The 19,959-nt window shown below is 56.7% G+C and carries 23 protein-coding genes and 1 pseudogene; 12 read left to right on the top strand and 12 right to left on the bottom strand.

The genetic code is table 11. The features are described from left to right. Positions 1–141: integrase core domain-containing protein (locus tag ACTHSL_RS06880; RefSeq protein ID WP_440380845.1), on the top strand; the 141-nt coding region annotated here is incomplete at its 5' end. A 16-nt stretch (positions 142–157) separates the two neighbouring features. Here the strand turns inward: ACTHSL_RS06880 and ACTHSL_RS06875 are convergent. Then, positions 158–361 carry a hypothetical protein gene (locus ACTHSL_RS06875; RefSeq protein WP_440380843.1) on the bottom strand — a complete coding sequence of 68 codons (204 nt, stop codon included), beginning with the start codon at positions 359–361 and terminating at the stop codon, positions 158–160. A 274-nt stretch (positions 362–635) separates the two neighbouring features. Between ACTHSL_RS06875 and ACTHSL_RS06870 the strand changes: the two genes are divergently transcribed. Beyond that, complete coding sequence (locus ACTHSL_RS06870) at positions 636–872, top strand: hypothetical protein (protein ID WP_440380842.1); 237 nt, start codon at positions 636–638, stop codon at positions 870–872. Positions 873–913: 41 nt separating this feature from the next. After that, the gene (locus ACTHSL_RS06865) at positions 914–3,082 is read left to right on the top strand and encodes a primosomal protein N' (RefSeq protein WP_440380844.1); all 2,169 of its coding nucleotides are present in this window, start codon (positions 914–916) and stop codon (positions 3,080–3,082) included. A gap of 66 nt (positions 3,083–3,148) precedes the next feature. Here ACTHSL_RS06865 and ACTHSL_RS06860 read toward each other — a convergent pair whose 3' ends face one another. From ACTHSL_RS06860 to ACTHSL_RS06840, 5 genes are all read right to left on the bottom strand, one after another. Further along, on the bottom strand, positions 3,149–3,640 hold the full coding sequence (locus tag ACTHSL_RS06860; RefSeq protein ID WP_440380841.1) for a TlpA family protein disulfide reductase: 492 nt from the start codon (positions 3,638–3,640) through the stop codon (positions 3,149–3,151). Next, entirely contained in the window at positions 3,637–4,035 is a 399-nt protein-coding gene (locus ACTHSL_RS06855) for an acyl-CoA thioesterase (RefSeq protein WP_440380840.1), read from the bottom strand. Before ACTHSL_RS06855 ends, ACTHSL_RS06860 begins: the two co-directional genes overlap by 4 nt. A gap of 2 nt (positions 4,036–4,037) precedes the next feature. Beyond that, positions 4,038–4,397 (bottom strand): VacJ, encoded by a 360-nt coding sequence (locus tag ACTHSL_RS06850; protein WP_107971539.1) that lies wholly within the window; start codon positions 4,395–4,397, stop codon positions 4,038–4,040. A 79-nt stretch (positions 4,398–4,476) separates the two neighbouring features. Further along, positions 4,477–4,962 carry a CYTH domain-containing protein gene (locus tag ACTHSL_RS06845; RefSeq protein WP_440380839.1) on the bottom strand — a complete coding sequence of 162 codons (486 nt, stop codon included), beginning with the start codon at positions 4,960–4,962 and terminating at the stop codon, positions 4,477–4,479. Positions 4,963–4,976: 14 nt separating this feature from the next. After that, on the bottom strand, positions 4,977–5,399 hold the full coding sequence (locus ACTHSL_RS06840; RefSeq protein ID WP_107885386.1) for a CopD family protein: 423 nt from the start codon (positions 5,397–5,399) through the stop codon (positions 4,977–4,979). A 111-nt stretch (positions 5,400–5,510) separates the two neighbouring features. Between ACTHSL_RS06840 and ACTHSL_RS06835 the strand changes: the two genes are divergently transcribed. From ACTHSL_RS06835 to ACTHSL_RS06810, 6 genes are all read left to right on the top strand, one after another. Beyond that, entirely contained in the window at positions 5,511–5,783 is a 273-nt protein-coding gene (locus ACTHSL_RS06835; RefSeq protein WP_074894888.1) for a hypothetical protein, read from the top strand. 188 nt (positions 5,784–5,971) lie between these two features. Further along, positions 5,972–6,313, top strand: a complete 342-nt coding sequence (locus tag ACTHSL_RS06830; RefSeq protein WP_040665497.1) for a CidA/LrgA family protein — start codon at positions 5,972–5,974, stop codon at positions 6,311–6,313. Position 6,314: 1 nt separating this feature from the next. Next, positions 6,315–7,007: an LrgB family protein gene (locus tag ACTHSL_RS06825; protein ID WP_049252947.1), complete on the top strand. Its 693-nt coding sequence runs from the start codon at positions 6,315–6,317 to the stop codon at positions 7,005–7,007. Between the two features lie 146 nt (positions 7,008–7,153). Beyond that, complete coding sequence (gene parC / locus ACTHSL_RS06820; RefSeq protein ID WP_440380838.1) at positions 7,154–9,460, top strand: DNA topoisomerase IV subunit A; 2,307 nt, start codon at positions 7,154–7,156, stop codon at positions 9,458–9,460. Between the two features lie 102 nt (positions 9,461–9,562). Then, positions 9,563–11,158: a two-component system sensor histidine kinase NtrB gene (locus tag ACTHSL_RS06815; RefSeq protein WP_440380837.1), complete on the top strand. Its 1,596-nt coding sequence runs from the start codon at positions 9,563–9,565 to the stop codon at positions 11,156–11,158. Next, positions 11,148–12,878: a sigma-54-dependent transcriptional regulator gene (locus ACTHSL_RS06810; RefSeq protein ID WP_440380836.1), complete on the top strand. Its 1,731-nt coding sequence runs from the start codon at positions 11,148–11,150 to the stop codon at positions 12,876–12,878. The genes ACTHSL_RS06815 and ACTHSL_RS06810 overlap by 11 nt, the downstream gene beginning before the upstream one ends. Before the next feature lie 82 nt (positions 12,879–12,960). Here ACTHSL_RS06810 and ACTHSL_RS06805 read toward each other — a convergent pair whose 3' ends face one another. The 6 genes and pseudogenes from ACTHSL_RS06805 to ftsE all read right to left on the bottom strand — a co-directional run bounded on the left by ACTHSL_RS06805 (position 12,961) and on the right by ftsE (position 17,938). Then, entirely contained in the window at positions 12,961–13,245 is a 285-nt protein-coding gene (locus ACTHSL_RS06805; RefSeq protein WP_440380835.1) for a PepSY domain-containing protein, read from the bottom strand. Positions 13,246–13,396: 151 nt separating this feature from the next. After that, positions 13,397–14,401: a quinone-dependent dihydroorotate dehydrogenase gene (locus ACTHSL_RS06800; RefSeq protein WP_440380834.1), complete on the bottom strand. Its 1,005-nt coding sequence runs from the start codon at positions 14,399–14,401 to the stop codon at positions 13,397–13,399. Positions 14,402–14,503: 102 nt separating this feature from the next. Further along, a pseudogene (locus tag ACTHSL_RS06795) lies at positions 14,504–15,043 on the bottom strand (DUF924 family protein). Positions 15,044–15,278: 235 nt separating this feature from the next. After that, positions 15,279–16,208 (bottom strand): alpha/beta hydrolase, encoded by a 930-nt coding sequence (locus tag ACTHSL_RS06790; RefSeq protein WP_440380833.1) that lies wholly within the window; start codon positions 16,206–16,208, stop codon positions 15,279–15,281. A gap of 168 nt (positions 16,209–16,376) precedes the next feature. Beyond that, positions 16,377–17,288: a permease-like cell division protein FtsX gene (gene ftsX / locus ACTHSL_RS06785; RefSeq protein WP_440380832.1), complete on the bottom strand. Its 912-nt coding sequence runs from the start codon at positions 17,286–17,288 to the stop codon at positions 16,377–16,379. Then, a complete protein-coding gene (gene ftsE, locus ACTHSL_RS06780; protein WP_003769425.1) occupies positions 17,285–17,938 on the bottom strand; it encodes a cell division ATP-binding protein FtsE in 654 nt (217 codons plus the stop codon). Before ftsE ends, ftsX begins: the two co-directional genes overlap by 4 nt. A 161-nt stretch (positions 17,939–18,099) precedes the next feature. Between ftsE and minC the strand changes: the two genes are divergently transcribed. Genes minC through minE form a run of 3 tightly spaced genes read left to right on the top strand, consistent with a single transcriptional unit; the run spans position 18,100 to position 19,956 of the window. Then, complete coding sequence (gene minC, locus ACTHSL_RS06775; protein ID WP_440380831.1) at positions 18,100–18,822, top strand: septum site-determining protein MinC; 723 nt, start codon at positions 18,100–18,102, stop codon at positions 18,820–18,822. A 56-nt stretch (positions 18,823–18,878) separates the two neighbouring features. Further along, positions 18,879–19,691, top strand: a complete 813-nt coding sequence (minD, locus tag ACTHSL_RS06770) for a septum site-determining protein MinD (protein ID WP_107853529.1) — start codon at positions 18,879–18,881, stop codon at positions 19,689–19,691. A 1-nt stretch (position 19,692) separates the two neighbouring features. Beyond that, complete coding sequence (gene minE, locus ACTHSL_RS06765; protein ID WP_440380830.1) at positions 19,693–19,956, top strand: cell division topological specificity factor MinE; 264 nt, start codon at positions 19,693–19,695, stop codon at positions 19,954–19,956. Positions 19,957–19,959 lie beyond the last annotated feature (3 nt).

The raw sequence follows: 19,959 nt of genomic DNA, 5'->3' as shown, positions 1-19,959 counted from the left end.
AGTTTTGACAGTCCGGAACACCGGCAAAAGGAGCTGTGCCGATTTGTGAACTTTTATAACACCGTGAAGCCGCACGGCAGCTTGGACGGTAATACGCCGTTCGAGGTCTTGCAGGCTTACTTTTCTCAATCTGTGGTGTAAACAACGCGGTTATTTTCTACACCTTATCTGTTTTGATTACGGCTGCGGGCGGCATGAGGCTTTTGTCGTCGGGATTGTCGCCGCAGGCACACGCGCAACGGACGAAGCGGCAATCGGGCGGTGACGGATTGGCGGACGGGCAACCGCAACGGCGGCAGTCGGCAGGATTGCCGGACGGCCGGAACGGGTCGTCGAAACGGCGGTATTTGTCTGCTTTCATAAGCCTTCCTTTCGGCCCTTTATTTCGCGCTCGGGCGGATTTGCCAAGAAACAGCCGGAAAGATAATATCCCCGCCCGTGCCGTGCCTTCAAGAAAAAAACGGCTGGAAACTGATTTATCGCAAAGGCATATAAAGTATCCGATGCCAATCGGGACAGGCCTGCCCGGGCAGATACAGGCCGTCTGAAAACCTTTTTTTGCGACAAATGAAAATTTTACGGATAAACAGATACGTTTTGGCGAACCTGCGGAAGAGTTTAATGATACTCAGGAATTGTTTGGAGAAGCATTTGGTGAATGGCGGATTAGCAATACAGATTACAACAGCCCCGAACAAGTGTTGGCCGAAGCCTATTATTCTATAAATTGCGATTATTACCTGTCCGCCTATCTGCAATACCCGCTTTACCACACCAAACCTGACAGCGATTTTCTCCGTCCTTATTTCGATTTGTGGAAACAGGGTTACGGCTTTACCTTAGATAAAGACTGTTTGTATTTGTGCAAATAGCTTCCGTTTTTTCAGACGGCCTCAAACATTTTTTACACACCATGATCTACCACCGCATCGCCGTAAACGTGCCGCTTTCAGACGGCCTTTTGACTTATTCCCATTCCGAGCCGCTGCCGCAGGGCGCGCGGGTGCTTGTGCCTTTCCGCAACAAGACCGTGGTCGGGATTGTGTGGGAAACGGATATTGCGCCCGATATGGATGCGGCGCGGATTTTGGGTGTTCAAACGACCTTTTCGGACGGGCCGCCGCTGCCCGAAAGCTGGCGTGATTTGTTGGCGTTTACGTCGCGTTATTACCACTATCCGACCGGGCAGGCGGTGTTTGCCGCGCTGCCGCAGGGTTTGAAGGAAACGCGCGCGGTGGAAATGCCGCAGCCGCCATTGTTTTATGCGTTGAACGAAGCGGGCAGGGCGCAAATGCCGCCGCCGGCGCGGTTCAACAAAAAAGCGGCTTTGTGGGACGCGCTGCTGTCGGGCGGAATGACGATGGCGGCGTTGAAGCAGGTGAACGCACAGGCGGCGAAATTGATTGAGGATTGGGCGGAGCAGGGCTGGATTGAAACTGCGGAAGCCTCGAAGCCTATCTTAAGGTCGTCTGAATTTCAGCTCAACGCCGACCAGCAGAAGGCTTCCGATGAAATTCAGACGGCCTTCGGCAGCTTCCAGCCGTTTCTGCTGTACGGCATCACCGGCAGCGGCAAGACCGAGGTTTATTTCGATGCGATGGCGAAAGTGTTGGCGCAGGGGCGGCAGGTGTTGTTTCTGTTGCCCGAAATTAATCTCACGCCGCAGCTTTTGAAGCGGGTGGAAAACCGTTTTGCCGACGTGCCGACCGCCGTGTTGCACAGCCAGATGGCGGCAGGCAAGCGCACGCAGGATTATCTGCGCGCCATGTTGGGGCAGGCGAAGCTGGTGATTGGCACGCGGCTGGCGGTGTTTACGCCGATGGATGATGTCGGGCTGATTGTGGTCGATGAGGAACATGACGGCTCGTTCAAACAGGACAACGAATTGCGCTACCACGCCCGCGATTTGGCGGTGTGGCGGGCGAAGCAGAGCGGCTGTCCCGTCGTCTTGGGCAGCGCCACGCCCAGCCTAGAGAGTTGGCACAAAGCGCAAAGCGGCGCGTACCGCCTGCTGCGACTGACCGAACGCGCCTATACCGCTGCGCAACTGCCGCAAGTGGACATCCTCAACGTGGGTCGTCTGAAACTCGACAACGGCTTCTCACCGCAAGCCTTGCAGCTGTTGAAACAGAACTTCGAAGCGGGCGGCATGTCGCTGGTGTACCTCAACCGTCGCGGTTTCGCGCCCGCGCTGTTTTGCGGCGACTGCGGCCATACCTTCGGCTGCCCGAACTGCTCCGCCAAAATGGTGCTGCACCAACGCGCCCGCCAACTGCGCTGCCACCACTGCGACCACCGCGAACCCATCCCGTTCAAATGCCCCGACTGCGGCAACCAAGACCTGACCGCCGTCGGCCACGGCACGCAGCGCGTCGAAGAAACCCTGCGCGCCTTCCTGCCCAAGGCCGCCGTCGTCCGCGTCGACAGGGACAGCACCGCGCACAAAAACGACTGGGCGGATTTGTACCGCCGCATCGCTGACAACGAAATCGACATTCTGGTCGGTACGCAGATGCTCGCCAAAGGCCATGATTTTGCGCGGCTTAACCTCGTTATCGTATTGAACGCCGACGGCAGCCTGTACAGCGCGGACTTCCGCGCGCCGGAAAGGCTGTTCGCCGAGCTGATGCAAGTGTCCGGTAGGGCGGGGCGCGCCGACAAACCCGGCAAGGTGTTGATACAGACCCAACTGCCCGAACATCCCGTCTTCGCCGCCGTCAAAGCGCAGGACTACGCCGTGTTTGCCGAAAACGAATTGAACGAACGGCAAATGTTCGCCATGCCGCCCTTCGGTTTTCAGACTGCCTTCCGCGCCGACGCGCCGCGCGTTGCCGATGCGATGGAGTTTCTCAACGCCGCCAAAGAAACCCTCGCCCCGCTCTTGCCCGAAAGCGTTTCCCAGTTCGGCGCCGCACCCATGCTGATGGTGCGCCTCGCCGAACGCGAACGCGCGCAAATCTTCCTTGAATCAACATCCCGACAGGATTTGCACCGCGCCGTGAGTTTGTGGGTGCAGGTGTTGCAGCAAAACCGCGACGGCAAAATCAGATGGTCGGTGGATGTGGATACACAAGAATCTTGAGGGGTTTGAAGAAGGCAAGAGGCCGTCTGAAAGGTGTTTTCAGACGGCCTCTGTTTGGTTTCGGAGTTATTTTGCCAGTTCTTCGTCGATTTGGCGGTAGAGTTCGGCGAAGTCGGGTTCGCCGACGAAGGTTTTCAAGACTTCGCCTTTTTTGTTGATGAGGACGGAAGTCGGGTAAACCTGCGTGCCGAAAGCCGTGGCGGCGGTTTTTCCGCCGTCGTAGGCGACGGTGAAGTTCATGCCTTTTTCGGCGGCGTAGGTTTGTACGGCGGGGAGGGGGTCGAAGGGCAGGGAGATGCCGATGACTTGGAAGTCCGGCCGCGATTGGTAGTCGTGCGCCATTTTGATGACCAGGGGCATTTCTTTGACGCAGCCGGGGCAGGAGGGATACCAGAAATTGATGAAGCTGACTTTGCCGTTCAGGGTGCTGTTGTTTACGGGGCGGCCGTCGAGGCTGGTTAGGGAAAAGGCGGGGGCGGCCGGTTTGGCGGGTATCAGGACGAAGGCCAGCAGGCCGGCGATGAGGGCGGCTGCGGCGACGGGGATGAGTTTTTTCATGGTTGGCGGTTTTGCAGTTGTTGCAGGAGGTTGTAAACGTCGGGCGGGAAGCAGGTGCCGCGGCCGTCTGAAACGGGGACGACGGTGATGTCGGCCTGAACGGCGGTTTTTCCGTTATGCGCCAGGGTTGCGGTTTGGCGGATGACGGTGCGCCCCGGTTCGAGTGTGCGGATGCTGCTGCGGATGAGGAGGGTGTCGCCTTCGGCGGCGGGGCGCAGGTAGCGGATGTCGGCACGGGCGACAAGGATGGAAATGCCGCCCAAGTCGGCGAGCAGGTTGTGCCGTTCGAAAAAATGCCAGCGCGCTTCTTCGAGGAATTCGAGGTAGCGCGCGTTGTTGACGTGGCCGTATCCGTCGAGGTGGTAGTTGCGGATGCGGATGGCGGTGTCGCTCATTTTCAGTCTAAATCCAGCGGTTGGAAGGCTTCGCGTGCGAGCGGTTCGGCGGTGAGGTCGGTAACGACTGTGGCGGTGCGGATGTCGAACCATTCGGCGAAGATGTCGGGGTGGAGGTCGGGCCACAGGCTGTCGTCTTCGCACCAGTCGGCCAGTTCGGCGGCGAAGATTTCTTCGACGCGGCCTTCGATGCTGTCCCAGATTTCGTCTGTGTTGTCGCAGGGGTCTGTGAGGTAGGCGTTGGCATCGTCTTGCAGGTCTTCGAGGGTGAAGTCGGAAAGGTCGGTGCCTATGCTGTGCAGCCAGTGCCAGAAGGGTTCGCGGGGAATCAGCAGGAAGAGGCTTCGGTTTACTTCGTACATGGTGTTTTCCTTAAATGTCGGTTGGGACGGCGGCTATGATAATGTGTGCCGGCGGTTTCGTCATCCGTGTGCTGCGGTTTCAGGCTTCACGCTCCTGCGGCGTCCAGTCGGAATAGGGGTGTTTGCTCAGGTAGGCGTTGGTGTAGCGGCCGTCGGCGGTGATTTCGCGGCCCAGCCAGGACGGGCGTTCGAAGGGGGTGTCTTCGGCGAGCAGTTCGATTTCGGCAACGACGAGCGGGGCGTTTGCGCCGAAGTATTCGTCGATTTCGAAGGTGAAGCCGCCGTGCCGGACGGTGTAGCGGTGTTTTTCCAGTGTGAACGGGCACATGGTGTCCATGATTCCGCGTGCGTGTTCGAGGGGGATTTCGTATTCGTATTCGCTGCGGGTGATGTCGGAAATGTAGCCTTTCAGGGTCAGCCAGGCTTGGTTGCCGATGATGCGGACGCGGATGGTGCGTTCTTTTTCGACGCTGAGGTAGCCTTGGGCGAGCAGTTCGGGTTCGCCGGCTTCGGCGCGCCAGCCGTCGTTTGCGGGGAGGAAGCGGCGTTCTATTTCGATGGTCATTTTCAGACGGCCTTTCAGAATGGTTTGAATATAACGAGGTAAAGTGCGGCAATCATCATCAGGACGGGTATTTCGTTGAAGACGCGGTACCATTTGTGGCTGCGGCGGTTGCGGCGGGCGGCGAAGTCGTGCAGCAGGCGGGCGCAGTAGGCGTGGTAGGCGAGGAGGAGGAGGCCGAGCGTGAGTTTGAGGTGTACCCAGCCGTAAACCCACCAGCCGGTGGCGAAGGGGATGAGGATGCCGAACAGGGCGGCTCCGATGCCCAGCGGGGTCATGAAGCGCATCAGCCGCCGCGACATTTCGAGCAGGCGGCGGTATTCGGCGGATTCGGTGTCTTCCACCTGCGCGAGGTTCACATAGATGCGCGGCAGGTAGAAAAGTCCGGCAAACCAGGAGATGATGAAGAAGAGGTGCAGCAGTTTAAACCAGGGATACATTTTCAGACGGCCTTTCTGCCCGTGATACGGGTCGGGCGGCATTATATAGTAGGCAGGGGCGGATTTTGTTAAAATGGGCGTCCTTAAACCAAATCCATAAGGGAAGGCGTTATGTTGAACCAGTTTGAAATCCACGGCGGCGTAGTTAAGAATTTGAATGCCTTTTTGGCCGAGCGCGGTATAGACCTGAAAACGGCGATGGACGCGGAGGAGACCAATAAGTTGGTGGCCGCGATTATCCATGAGGGTTTGCCGGGCATGGTACGCCGCATTTATTCGCTGCAAAAAATGCAAACCTTTTTCTGGGAGAAGAAGGATTTGATGGTGGATTATGTGGCCGCGCGTTTGGAAGCGGCGGAGAAAAAGGCTCAGGCGCGCAAATAAGCCTGCTTTGAATCCGGTTTGGAGGCCGTCTGAAAACCCGAAATGCGGTTTTCAGACGGCCTCTCTCTGTGTCGGGACAGGTTGCCGCCGTGTTGCCTTTTGTTAAGCGGGCGGCTATAGTAAATCGCATTCGGGCCGCCTTTTGTTCGGCCGATAAGAAAAACATCGATTTATTAGAGGACACATCCATGCACCTGATACGCGCGCTCAGCATTATTTTCGGCTTCCTCGCCTTGGGGGAGGCCGTGATTCATTTTACGGGCATGAAACTGCCCGGCAGCATCATCGGCATGGCTTTGCTGTTTGTTTCGCTGCACATGAAGTGGGTGAAGGCGGCCTGGCTTCAGGGGTTGGTGGACGTGATGATGGCCAACCTTTCGCTGTTCCTCGTGCCGCCCTGCGTCGCGGTGATGGGGTATTTCGATTTGCTGGCCGAGGATTTTTGGGCGATTGCGGCATCCACGCTGTTCAGCACGCTGGCGGTGATGTTCGCCACCGGCAAGACCCACGAACTGCTGCGGAGGCGTTGAAATGGAAATGTTGCGCCATCCGATTGTGTTGCTGTGGCTGACGATTACGTTTTATTGGGCGGTCAACCTGCTGCGGGCGCGTACCGGCAGCATGTTTGTCAATCCCGTGGTGTGCACCACCGCCGTCGTCATCCTTTATTTGAAACTTGCGGGCATAGATTACGCCGCCTATCACAATGCGGCGCAGTTTATCGATTTCTGGCTCAAGCCGGTGGTGGTCGGGCTGGCCGTGCCGCTTTATTTGAATTGGGACAAAATCCGCCGCCAATGGCTGCCGATTGTGCTGTCGCAGGCCGTGGGCAGCGTTACCGGCATCGTCAGCGCGGTGTATATCGCCAAATTTATGGGCGCGGGGCGCGATGTGGTGTTGAGCCTGGCCGCCAAATCGGTCACCAATCCGATTGCCATCGAAATCACCCAAAGCATAGGCGGGATTCCCGCCATCACCGCCGCCACCGTTATCGCCGCCGGCATGATCGGGCAGATGGCGGGTTACCGCATCATGAGCGCGGGTACGCTGACCAAGCCGATGTCGCAAGGGATGTCGATGGGTTCGGCCTCGCACGCGATGGGCATTGCCGCCTCGTTGGAGCGCGGGAAAAAGTTTGCCGCCTATGCCAGCCTCGGGCTGATTTTCAACGGTGTATTGACCGCAGTTTTAGTGCCGCTGCTGATTCCCTTAATGGGCGTGTAAGCATCCGCCCGACATCATGAGGCCGTCTGAAAACCATGTGCGGTTTTTTCAGACGGCCTCATGCCTGATTCCGCATACCGATGCCAAAAAGAGGTATTTGCTTTACAATACCGTCCCTTAACTTTTGTTTACCCGATTTTTTGTACATGAACGAACACGTTTCCGTCCCATCTCCCGTCGGTGAAGACTACCTGCTATTAGGTCAGTACGCCGAACGCGCCTATCTCGAATACGCCATGAGCGTGGTCAAAGGCCGCGCGCTGCCTGAAGTTTCAGACGGCCAGAAGCCCGTGCAGCGGCGCATTTTGTTTGCCATGCGCGATATGGGTTTGACGGCGGGGGCGAAGCCGGTGAAATCGGCGCGCGTGGTCGGTGAGATTTTGGGTAAATACCACCCGCACGGCGACAGTTCTGCCTATGAAGCAATGGTGCGCATGGCGCAGGATTTTACCTTGCGCTACCCCTTAATCGACGGCATCGGTAACTTCGGTTCGCGCGACGGCGACGGGGCGGCGGCGATGCGTTACACCGAAGCGCGGCTGACGCCGATTGCAGAATTGCTGTTGTCCGAAATCAATCAGGGGACGGTGGATTTCGTGCCGAACTACGACGGCGCGTTTGACGAACCGCTGCACCTGCCCGCCCGCCTGCCTATGGTGTTGCTCAACGGTGCGTCAGGTATCGCGGTAGGCATGGCGACCGAAATTCCGTCGCACAATTTGAACGAAGTCACGCAGGCGGCGATTGCGCTGTTGAAAAAGCCGACCCTGGAAACCGCCGACCTGATGCAGTACATCCCCGCGCCCGATTTTGCCGGCGGTGGTCAAATCATCACGCCGGCGGACGAATTGCGTCGGATTTACGAAACCGGCAAGGGCAGCGTGCGCGTGCGTGCGCGTTATGAAATCGAGAAGCTGGCGCGCGGACAATGGCGCGTGATTGTGACCGAGCTGCCGCCAAACGCCAACTCCGCCAAAATCCTTGCGGAAATCGAAGAACAGACCAACCCGAAACCGAAAGCAGGTAAAAAGCAGCTCAACCAAGACCAGCTCAACACCAAAAAGCTGATGCTGGATTTAATCGACCGCGTGCGCGACGAGTCCGACGGCGAACATCCCGTGCGCCTTGTGTTCGAACCGAAATCCAGCCGCATCGATACGGATACCTTCATCAACACGCTGATGGCGCAGACTTCGCTGGAAGGCAATGTGTCCATGAACTTGGTGATGATGGGGCTGGACAACCGCCCCGCGCAGAAAAACCTGAAAACGATTTTGCAGGAATGGCTGGATTTCCGCGTCGTTACCGTAACACGCCGTCTGAAATTCCGTTTGAACCAAGTGGAAAAACGGCTGCACATCCTCGAAGGCCGTCTGAAAGTCTTTTTGCACATTGACGAAGTGATTAAAGTTATCCGCGAATCAGACGAACCGAAAACCGACCTGATGGCGGCGTTCGGGCTGACCGAAATCCAAGCGGAAGACATTTTGGAAATCCGCCTGCGTCAGCTGGCGCGTTTGGAAGGGTTCAAACTCGAAAAAGAATTGAATGAATTGCGCGAGGAACAAGGTCGTCTGAATATCCTTTTGGGCGACGAAAACGAAAAACGCAAGCTGATTATCAAAGAGATGCAGGCGGACATGAAGCAGTTCGGCGACGCGCGCCGCACGCTGGTGGAAGAAGCCGGACGCGCCGTGCTGACACAGACCACCGCCGACGAGCCCATCACGCTGATTCTGTCGGAAAAAGGGTGGATACGCAGCCGTGCCGGACACAACCTCGATTTGAGCCAGACCGCGTTCAAAGAAGGCGACCGCCTCAAACAAACCCTCGAAGGTCGCACCGTTTTGCCCGTCGTCATCCTTGATTCATTGGGCAGAACCTACACGCTCGATGCCGCCGAAATCCCAGGCGGACGCGGCGACGGCGTGCCGGTTTCATCGTTAATCGAGCTGCAAAACGGAGCGAAACCCGTCGCTATGCTCACCGGACAGCCCGAACAGCACTATCTGCTCTCAGGCAGCGGCGGCTACGGCTTCATCGCCAAGCTGGGCGATATGGTCGGACGCGTGAAAGCGGGCAAAGTGGTGATGACTGTGGACAGTGGCGAAACCGTCCTGCCGCCGATTGCCGTCTATGCTTCCTCGCTCATCAATCCCGACTGCAAAATCGTACTGGCCAGCAGCGACCACCGCCTCTTGGCATTTTCCATCGGCGAACTCAAAGTCATGCCCAAAGGACGCGGTTTGCAGTTGATGTCGTTGACCGACGGCGCATCGCTGGAACACACCGCCGTGATTTCCTCCGCCGAATTTACCGTCGAAACCGTCGGCAGGCGCGGCGCAGTCCACCAAGAACGCCTGCGCATCCGCGACATCGACGGCAAACGTGGTAAAAAAGGGAAAGTTTTGGACGTATCAGGCCGTCTGAAAACCATTAAGGCGGGCGATTAACCGCCGAGGCCGTCTGAAAGCGCGGCGAAAGCCGCCGTGCGATAATCCTATCGAAAACATTACCGGAATAACCGACAGAACGATTGCGAAACCGATACGAATATGGATAAATCTTTTTTCCCGAAAACCGAAGAATGGAACGAGCAGGTAGACCGCATTCCGTGGCTGCTCAATGTCTGCCGGCTGACCATCCTGCTGTCGATGTTTGTGCTGTATATGATGTCGGTTTTCTCGGAAAACGCCGGGCTGAAAAAAATGGTGCCGCCGAAGATTTTCTATATTTGGGCCGCCGTTTATGCCGGAATTACCCTGATTTCGATTGTCCGGCCGCATTGGGTACGGCAGGAAAACGATAAATTGCCCAATGCCAGCGCAGTCGTTGATATCGTGATGATTATGGTCTTGGTGTACCTGACAGGCGGCATAGGGACGGGTATCGGTATTCTGGTGCTGCCGTTTGTTGCCACATCCTGTATGCTCAGTTACGGCAAGTTTCCGATTCTGTATGCCGGTTTTACCACGGTATGCATCCTGTGCGTGATGTTTTTGAGCGACCAATTGAGCTTGAATGTCAAAACATGGGACGGCCGAAATATCGGTACCGCCATTGTGCTGATTGGTGCATCGTTTGCCGTGGCTTATCTTACTTCATACAGTGCCGCCTTCCTGCGTGATGCCACTGCTTCGGCAAAGAAGCACAAACGGAATTACAACCGCGTGCGCGGGCTGAACCAGCTGGTGTTGAATCGGGTGCAGGAAGCGGTGATTGTGATTGATCCGGAATTGAAAGTATGGCTGTTTAACCGTCAGGCGAAGAATTATTTTTCTGGCTTGGCGGCAGAGCATAAAGAACCGATTTTCGAAGATTTGGTTGCGCGCTGGCTGTTAAACCCTGAAAAACCGTTCGAGGCCGATATTCATCTGCATCGGTTTTCCATGCACGTCCGGGCCGTGCCTATGGTGCAGGAAGACGGAAAATTGCTGATGCTGTTTTTGCGCTCGTTGCGTGAAATTGCCGCCGAAGCCATGGCAACCAAACTGGCTTCCCTCGGCCAGCTGACCGCCAATCTAGCGCATGAAATCCGCAATCCGATGTCTGCCATCCGTCATGCCAACGACCTGCTGCAGGAAAACATAGAAGACCCGGTCAGCAAGAAACTGCACGGTATCATCGACAGTAATATTCGTCGTATCGACAAGATGTTGGAAGATGTTTCCACCTTGAATAAAAAAGACAACCTCGGCCGTGAAAGCATCAACCTGATGAAATTCTGGCTGGCATTCAAGCAGGAATTTACACTGAACAACCCGAATTCGGTCGGCTGCATCAAAATGGAAATGAAGGGCAAAAATCTGACTGTTACGGCCGATCCCATGCATGTGCAGCAAATCATGTGGAACTTGTGCAATAACGCTTGGCGGCACAGTACGAAAGGCAGTGACGCCATCCAAGTATCAATTAAGCCGAGTGGCAAACTGAATGTTTCGATCGTGGTATCGGATGATGGCCCGGGTGTGGCTCCCGAAATCCGCAACCAGTTGTTCGAACCGTTTTTCACTACCGAAAAAGGCGGCACCGGGCTGGGGCTGTATGTTGCCCGCGAACTGGCTCATGCCAACTTGGGACAATTGCACTACCATCCCGAATTGAATGGATTCGAATTGATTTTACCGAAAGACAACAATCATGAAGAGTAACGATCTGCAATATCCGGTATTGGTCGTAGACGACGAGGCGGACATCCGCGACCTGATGGAAATGACCCTGATGAAGATGGGGCTGCGGGTGGATACCGCCGTCGGCGTGGACGATGCCAAAGAAAAATTGGAAAACAACGACTATTCTCTGGTATTGACGGATATGCGTATGCCCGATGGTTCGGGTTTGGAAGTGGTCCAGCACATCAATAAGCTGATGCTCGATACACCCGTGGCCGTGATTACCGCTTTCGGTAATGCCGACCAGGCGGTGGAGGCACTGAAAGAGGGTGCGTTCGACTACCTGCAAAAGCCGATTACCCTGTCGCAACTGCGTTCGTTGGTCAAATCGGCAGTCAAAGTAAACGAACCTGAAGAAAAGCCTCAGGCCGAACCGGCCGCACCTGCGCCCGCTCCGGCTGCCCAACCTGTTCCTTCATTCGTACCGCCGCCCGTGCCGCCGAGGCCGCAGCCCATAGCCGCCGTCCCCTCAAGGCCGTCTGAAAGTGCGGCGAAAACCGTCAGGAAAGGCATTTCCGGCGGTATAGACCGTCCGATGACGCCTCCGAGTGCATTGAGTTCCCTGCGTGAGCGTTTCCGCAGTGCCCCGGCGCAAAATGCCCAGGCTGCAGCAGGCATGGTATCGGCATCGGAGCCGGAAGTCGGCGGCGATATCGATATGCCGCGCCTTTTGGGTATGTCGCCGCAGATGGTGGAAGTGCGCCACTTAATCCGCCGCCTGGCCGGAAGTAACGTGCCGGTTTACATTTCCGGCGAATCCGGTTCGGGTAAAGAGCAGGCTGCCCGCAGCATACACGAACTGTCTCCGCGTACGGTCGGCCCGTTTATCGCGGTGAACTGCGGCGCGATTCCCGAAAACCTGATGGAAAGCGAATTTTTCGGTTACAAAAAAGGCAGCTTTACCGGTGCAGACCAAGACCGTCTCGGCTTTTTCCAACATGCCGACGGCGGCACGCTGTTCCTCGACGAAGTTGCCGACTTGCCGTTGGCCATGCAGGTCAAACTCCTGCGTGCCATTCAGGAAAAGGCCGTCCGCCGCATCGGTGATGCCAAAGAAACGCCTGTGGACGTGCGCATCATCTGCGCCACCCACAAAAACCTGGAAGCACTGGTAGAAAGCGGCGCATTCCGCCAAGACTTATACTACCGCCTCAACGTCGTTACCCTGCATATGCCCCCGCTGCGCGAGATGCGCGAGGATTTAGGCGGCCTGATTCTGCGCCTGTTGAACAAATACCGCGACGGCGTGCCGGGCGGCTACAAACTCAGCCCCAAGGCACAGGAAGCCTTGTTGTCATACAGCTATCCGGGCAACTTCCGCGAATTGGAAAACATCTTGGAACGCGCCATCGCCCTGACGATCGGCAACATCATCCAAGTTGATGATTTGCAGCTGACCGCAGGAAACGGCCCGCGCCTCACCGATTTGCCGGCCCGTTCGCCAGCCGAGCCGCAGGCTGAAGCCGTTGTCGAAACGGCTGCGGACGATGCTGCGGAACTGCCGCCGATGAATTTCGACGATTTGCCGCAGTTTATTCCCGGTCAGACGCAGATTCAGGAATATCTCGACCTATTGGAGCGTTCGATTATCGAGCAGGCCTTGCAAATTACGCGCTATAACCGCACGCAGGCCGCCAAGCTGCTGGGCATCAGTTTCCGTTCGATGCGTTACCGCATGGAACGGTTGAGCATCGAATAAACGCTCGCCGTTGTTTGCCAAAAGAAAACAGGCTGTCTGAAAAAGGTTTTCAGACGGCCTGTTCGAATGTGTTGCAGACTAATTAGTAGTCTATTGTCTCACGGATGATTTTCAGGTCGGGATAGGACAGAATGATGTCGTATTCGCGGCCGTTTTTATAGGCTTCGATTTCCAGTACAGGTTTGCCCCAGTGGTCGTCGGGATCGATTTCGTGTACTTGGTAGCCACGCTGCTCCAACATTCTGACTGCTTTGGCACGGTTTTGCTCGAAGTCTTTGTCGCTGTAAATCTGATGTTCGATGTAGTCGTTGGCTGAAGCAGAAGCGGCAGACAGGGCGATGATGGCGGTAATGAGGAATTTTTTCATGATGTTTTCCTTTCGGTTGGTGAATGTTGTTTCGACGAGTGTTATTAAACCGTATTCGGATTAGGGGAAAATTAGAGGAGTGTAATCGAAGTGTAAAGCTGTAAAAAAAGGCCGTCTGAAAAACCTTTTTCAGACGGCCTGATGTATTGATTCAGCGGCAGGAGTCCATGCATTCGCGTACCAGCTCCGGCCCTTGGTAGATCAGGCCGCTGTAGAGTTGGACCGCCGTTGCGCCGAGCCGCAGTTTCTCCGCCGCATCTTCGCCGCAGACGATGCCGCCTACGCCGATGATGGGGACGGTGCTGCCCAGTATTTCGGCCAAACGGCGCAGGACGAGATTGCTTTTTTCGCGCACCGGCAGGCCGCTGAGGCCGCCTTGTTCTTGGGCGAGCGGATGGTTGCCCAAGGCTGTTTTGTCGATGGTGGTGTTGGTGGCGATGATGCCGTCCATTTCGACGTTTTGCACCACATGGGCGATGTCGGCGATTTGCGTTTCGTCCAGGTCGGGCGCGATTTTGACTGCCAGCGGCACATAGCGGCCGTGGGATGCGGCCAGTTGCGCCTGTTTGTCTTTCAGTGCGGTCAGCAGGGCGGTCAGTTCGTCGCCGCCTTGCAGGGCGCGCAGGTTTTTGGTGTTGGGCGAGGAAATATTGACGGTGATGTAGTCGGCATGGGCGTAGGCCTTTTCCAGACAGATTAAATAGTCGTCGGCGGCATTTTCAATCGGGGTAACGGCGTTTTTGCCGATGTTGATGCCCAGTATGCCCCGGTACGCGCTTTTTTCGATGTTGCGAATGGCTGCGTCGATGCCGTGGTTGTTGAAACCCATGCGGTTGACGACGGCCTGTTGTTCGGGCAGGCGGAACAGGCGCGGCTGCGGGTTGCCGTCCTGCGGCCTGGGTGTAACGGTGCCGATTTCGATGAAGCCGAAACCGAGTGCGGCCAGCGCGTCGATGTATTCGCCGTTTTTGTCCAGTCCGGCGGCCAGTCCGACCGGGTTGGGCAGCTGCAGGCCCATCAGTTCGGTGGGACGGCTGCGCGGCGGCACGGGGGCGGTCAGGCCGAAACGGGCAGCCAGCTTCAGCATGGTCAGGGTGGCGTGGTGGGCCTGTTCGGGTTCCAGGCGGAAAATCAGGGGTCGGAGTAGTGAATACATGATGGAGGCCGTCTGAAAAATAGGGAAGGAAGGTTCATTTTAACCTAAAACGTATCGGCCATGCGGCGGGAAATACCGCTTCCGGCAGGCAGGCGGTTGTGTTTAAAACGACGAACCCGGCCGGCTGAGAAAGTCTTGTTCCTCAGCCGTGCTTTTCCGGCCCAAAACGGTATTGCGGTGCGGATAACGGCCGAAGCGGTCGATGACGGCTTTGTGCCACAATTCGAAATCCGACGCCGTTTCGGAGGTGTAGCGTTCGAACAGCGCGGCGGCTTGGGTGTGGATGGCGCGGCTTTCGCTGTGCATCAGCGGCATCAGTATGAAATGCCGCTCTTCTTCTTGCATGGCGGCGAATCCGGGCAGGCGGAGGGCTTCCTGCGCGAGGCAGACGGCAGCCAAATCTTGCGCGAAGGCGGCCGGGCTGTTGCGGAACAGGTTGCGCGAAAATTAGTCGAGTATGATGATTTCGGCCAGCCTGCCGCGCAAGGTGTCGCGCCAGTCGGCCAGTTCTCCTGCCGCCGCCTGTTGCCACAGCGGGAAAAAACGGCTGCGGATTTGTTGGTCGAAATCGTCGTTTTTGGCAAACCAAAACGGGCGGTTTGGTTCGGCAAACCAAAAATCCAATACGTCTTGGGCATTCATTGATTTTACTTTCTGATTGGAGGCAGGGTCGCAGGGCATCCGAGGCCGTCTGAAAAGACTGGTTGCGGTTGCTTGGCAAGGTTTGCGGCAGCGGCAAAGGTTTTATTGGGATTCCGCAACAACGCCGATGCTTGTCGGAAAAGTTGTTTGGATTCCGCAGAAACTCGCTGTGCTCGTTTTAGCTTCGCAGAAACTCTGCTTCCTAGCGGAAGCAGAGTTTTCAGACGGCCTGTGTTTATTTGGCCGCTTCGGGCAGGGTTTGTTCGAACGATTCGGTCAGCAGCCCGCCGTGCGTGAGGTCGGCATGGTGGCGGTATTGTACCTGCAGGCCGTGTTGCCGCAGGCGTTCGGCCAGTTGTTTTGCGCTGTCGGGCGGTACGGCGCGGGTAACGGCTTCGCGGTGGGATAGCATGGCGGCCTGTTGCGGGTTGGCGGGTCGTTTGTTGTCGTTTGTACCGCTTTTTTCGATGGTAAGGCTCAGGTTGCTTGGAGGAGGCCGTCTGAAAAACGGTTCGGCGTATTGCAGCATCAGGCCGTTTTGCCACCACAGCGAGGGGTCGGCGGCGACGTAGCGGGTGAAGGCCTGCGGCTCGTTGAACAGGGTGTGGAGGACAAACAGGCCGCCGTAGGAGTGCCCCCACAGGGTTTGTTTGTGCGGGTCGGTGGGGGCGAGGCGGTCGATTTGCGGCCGGACTTGATGCAGGATGAATTTGAGGAACTGCAGTGCGCCGCCGTTGCTGCGTTCGGGTGTCAGCTGGTCGGGCATGGTTTTGCCTTGCGGGTCGGGCGGGGTGTAGTCGTAGGCGCGGGCGGCGGTATCGAAGCGCAGTTCGGTTGGGTAGCCGATGAGGACGAGGACGGGCAGTTGTTCGGGCGGGAGTTTGAGGCGGTCGGGGGTGAGGTATTCGAGCAGGGCGTTGCCGTCAAGTGCGTAAAGGGCGGGGAAGCCGCCGGCGGGCGGGGCGGCTTTGGGAATGCCGACGAAGATGCGGTGCGGCCGGTTTTGGCTGTCTTTGATGTCGAGTGTGCGGAAGGTGTAGGCGTTGTGCTGCTGCGAGAGGACGGCTGTGTCGGCGCGGCGGGTGATTTCGTTGTTGGGTGTCGGTGCGGCGGAAACGATGCTCGCGGCGGTTATCAGGGCAAGGGGGAGGAGATGTTTGTGCATGGGTTGCTCGCTGTGGTAGGTGGGTCGGGAGGCCGTCTGAAAGGGTTTGGCGAGTGTGTTTGGATTTTGCAGTTTTTGTTTCTGTTTTGCAGAAACCCTGCTTCCTGACGGAAGCCTCGTTTTAGCTTCGCAGAAACTCGCTGCGCTCGTTTTCAGACGGCCTGTGTGTCAGCGTTTGGCTTTAAAGCTGAGCAGGTGTTGCCGTGTGGCCAGCCATGCGCCGGCGATGCCGAGTGCGGCGACGATGCCGCAGACGGACAGCCATTCCCATGTGTGGAAGAAACGCCATTCGATGTTGAGGCCGTAGGGGCGGAAAATCTGTGCCACCAGGGGTTGGGTGGCGTGTATCAGCCAGGCGCACAGGGCAAGGCTCAGGCCTGCGGCCAGGAGGCTCTGCCAAACGGCCTGATAGAGGAAGGGGCGGCGGATGAAGGAGGACGGCGCGCCTAGGAGTTTGGTGATTTCGATTTCTTCTTTGCGGCTGAGGATTTGCAGGCGGATGGTGTTGTGCGCCACCAAAACGAAGGCCACGCTGAGGGTAACGGACAGGAAGGCCAACACTTTTTGGACGAAATCGTCGATTTGGTAGAGGGTTTGCATCCATTCGGTGTCGAGTTGGGTGGATTCCACCATCGGCAGCTTGGCCAAATCCTGCCTCAGTGCCTGCATTTCAGACGGCGTGCCGCCCGGTTTGGGGCTGACGACGAATGCGTCGGGCAGCGGGTTGCTGTCGAGCATGGAGACGATGTCTTGCTCGCCCATGCTGGTTTGCAGTTCGCTCAAGCCCTGCGCCTTGCCGATAAATTCGCTTTTTTCAATCCGTTTGTCGGCAGTAAGCAGTTCTTTGACGACGGCGCTGTCGGCTTCGTCGGCGTTTTGTTCCATATATAGGGTGATTTGCGGCGATTCGTTCAGTTTGCCGAGTACGGCCTGGCTGCTTTGCACGCCGAGGTAGAGTGCCAGCGGCAGGCTCATGGCGATGGCCAGCATGACGAGTATCAGCAGGGTGGCCAAAGGTTGTTTGAACAGCTGGCGGACGGCATTTTTGGCCGCTTCGAAGTGTAGGGTGAAGTAGTTCATGAGGCAAACCTGCCTTCCTGCAGGCGCAAAATGCGGTGGCCGTAATCGGCCATCAGGGTTTCGTCGTGGGCGGCGACGATGACGGTGGTACCCGCTTCGTGAAAGGTTTTGAACAGTTCCATGATGTCGAGCGCGTAGGCGCGGTCGAGGTTGGCCGAGGGTTCGTCTGCAATCAGCAGGCTGGGCTGGTGGACGACGGCGCGCGCGATGCACAGGCGTTGCTGTTCGCCGCCGGAAAGGGTGACGGGGTCGGCGTTCTCACGTCCGGCAAGTCCGACTTTCGCAATTGCCACCCGCGCGCGTTTTTCTGCTTCGGCACGGCCGTAACCGATGATTTGCAACGGCAGCAGGACGTTTTGCAGCACGCTGCGGTCAAACAGGATTTTATGGTCTTGGAAGACGATGCCGATATGCTGGCGCAGGAAGCCGATTTGGTTATCGTTCAGGCTGCCGATGTCGCGGCCGTTCATCCACACTTTGCCGGAAGACGGTTTGGTAATGCCGGCAATCAGTTTGAGGACCGTCGATTTGCCTGCACCCGAATGGCCGGCGACAAAAATCATCTCGCCTTTTTCAATTTGGAAACTGACGTTTTTCAGCGCCTGGAAACCACCTCTGTAGGTTTTGGAAACTTGTTCGAAACGTATCATGGAAAAACGGGGTTATCGATAAAAAACGGCGGCATTATAGCCGAAAATAATCGCAGGCCGTCTGAAAGCCGTTCGGACGGCCTTGAAGGATAAATAAAATTGATGGGGGCGTGCAAATACAGTAAACTGCGTCTATTTAAAAAATTTATGGTATCCGCAGCATGAAACCTGCTTTTGAAATCAAATCCGCCCGCACCGACGCATTGGCCGTTTATCTGCACAATGCCGATGCCGCCGCATTGGATGCCGCATTGGCCAAGTGCGCGGCGCAATATCGCGAGCTCAACCTGCCGCTGATATTGGATATGCAGGATTTCCGTCCGTCCGAGGCCGATTTGCCCGCCGTGCTGGCCGTTTTCCGCCGCCACCGCCTGCCTGTTGCCGCTTTGCGGCACAGCGACGAAGCCTGGGCGGCAACGGCAGCCGGCAACGGCCTGCCTTTTACGCCGCCGGGCAAAGAACGGCCTGTTCCGCTGGAAACGGCGGATGCAGGGACGGTGGCCGAAATCACGGGTGAAATCGCATCCGAAACGGCCAAGCAGGCCGGGCATCCGACTGTCCTGGTTGCCGATCCGGTGCGGACCGGGCAGCAGGTGTATGCGGAAAACGCCGACTTAATCGTTACCGGAACGGTCAGCGAAGGGGCGGAGCTGATTGCCGACGGCAACATCCATATCTACGCATCGATGCGCGGCCGCGCGCTGGCGGGAGCCAAAGGGCGGCGCGACGCACGCATTTTCATTCATTCCATGCAGGCCGAACTGGTATCGATTGCGGGCATCTACCGCAACTTCGAGCAGCAGTTGCCCGAACATTTATATCGGAAACCGGTACAGATACACCTGCAGGACGACCGTTTGGTCATTGTGGCCATCGCGGCTTAGCCGGATGCCGTATCATTCGAACCCTGAATATTTTGCATTAAAGTAAAGGAAACATTGTGGCAAAAATCATCGTTGTAACTTCAGGCAAAGGCGGTGTGGGTAAAACCACCACCAGTGCGAGCATTGCTTCCGGTTTGGCACTCCGCGGCCATAAAACCGCCGTTATCGACTTCGACGTCGGCTTGCGCAACCTGGATTTGATTATGGGCTGCGAACGCCGCGTGGTATACGACCTGATCAACGTCATCCAAGGGGAAGCCACCCTCAACCAGGCTCTGATTAAAGACAAACATTGCGACAAACTGTTCATCCTGCCTGCCTCGCAAACACGCGACAAAGACGCGCTGACCAAAGAAGGCGTGGAAAAAGTATTGAACACGCTGACCGGCGAGATGGGTTTTGAATTCGTCATCTGCGATTCGCCCGCCGGTATCGAACAAGGCGCGCTGATGGCACTGTATTTTGCCGACGAAGCCATCGTAACCACCAATCCCGAGGTTTCCAGTGTGCGCGATTCCGACCGCATCCTCGGCATTCTGCAAAGCAAATCCCGTAAGGCGGAACAAGGCGGAAAGGTAAAAGAACACCTGTTGATTACGCGCTATTCGCCGGAGCGGGTTGAAAAAGGCGAGATGCTGTCGGTGGACGATATTTGCGATATCCTGCGCATCCCGCTGATCGGCGTGATTCCCGAATCGCAAAACGTATTGCAGGCCTCCAATGCCGGTATGCCCGTCATCCATCAGCAGGATGCGGTGGCCGCAGAAGCCTACAAAGACGTGATTGCCCGCCTGTTGGGCGAAAACCGCGAAATGCGTTTCCTGGATGCCGAGAAAAAAGGCTTCTTCAAACGTTTGTTCGGAGGTTGATATGTCGTTGATCGATATACTGTTCGGCAAAAAACAGAAATCGGCCGAAGTTGCCCGCGACCGCCTGCAGATTATCATCGCGCAGGAACGCGTCAAAGCCCAGGCTCCCGACTATCTGCCCACCTTGCAGAAAGAATTGTTGGAAGTGTTGTCGAAATATGTGAACGTTTCGCTTGACGATATCCGAATTTCTCAAGAAAAACAGGACGGCTTGGACGTGTTGGAGTTGAACATCACCCTGCCGGACCAGCCGAAAAAGGCATAAGCC

This window comes from Neisseria sp. P0008.S010 (genome assembly GCF_051962715.1).
GTDB lineage: Bacteria > Pseudomonadota > Gammaproteobacteria > Burkholderiales > Neisseriaceae > Neisseria > Neisseria elongata.
This window is presented reverse-complemented; position numbering and strand designations above follow the sequence as displayed.